This is a genomic window from Xanthomonas albilineans (assembly GCF_002939705.1).
Lineage (GTDB): Bacteria > Pseudomonadota > Gammaproteobacteria > Xanthomonadales > Xanthomonadaceae > Xanthomonas_A > Xanthomonas_A albilineans.
The window spans coordinates 1-570 of sequence record NZ_MDCB01000090.1; the positions used below are offsets into that span (position 1 = coordinate 1).

At 61.4% G+C, this 570-nt stretch carries 1 protein-coding gene; it reads right to left on the reverse strand.

Going from position 1 to position 570, the window contains the following annotated elements; translation table 11 throughout:
- Positions 1-236: 236 nt before the first annotated feature.
- A partial coding sequence (locus XalbCFBP2523_RS15875) for a DUF6362 family protein (RefSeq protein WP_080928233.1) occupies positions 237-570 on the reverse strand: 334 nt, incomplete at its 5' end.

Consider the following 570-nt stretch of genomic DNA (forward strand, 5'->3'; position numbering starts at 1 on the left):
CGGTAGTGGAGTTGCAGTGCGCTCATCGGGTTCTGAAAATGAAAAAACCCGCCATGAGTCGTCCTCATGGGCGGGTTGATGGGGTTGGCCAGCTGTGTCGCCACGCTGCGTGCAGTGGCTGACAGGTCTGTCCAGACGATAGCGGAAATACTACCCCCGAACGGCCTGTTGTGTTGCACGCCCCGATGGCGTCAAAACAGACATGCACGGCAAAGCGTGGACAATCAGCGCACGCATTACCCTGGGTTGCTCAGGTTTTTGGAAGACAACCGCAGCCCGTCGCGGTTGAGTTGTTCGGCCACGATCTCCAGCGCCTTGTGCCAACGTCGCCATGCGGTGCTGCGATCACAGGCGAAGCGGGTCGTGATGTCCCGCCAGCCGTAGCGCTTGGCGCGCATCCACACCAGGTGGCGTTGTTCCACTTCCAGCCACAGCACCCATCGCATCGTTTCGAGCATGCGCTCGACATCCTGCGGGCTCGGTGGAAAGGGGCGATAGGGGCGATCCTCTGTGGCGAATGCCTCCCACTGCTGCCGCAGGATGTGGGGCCAGGCGTTGAAGTAGCCGGGT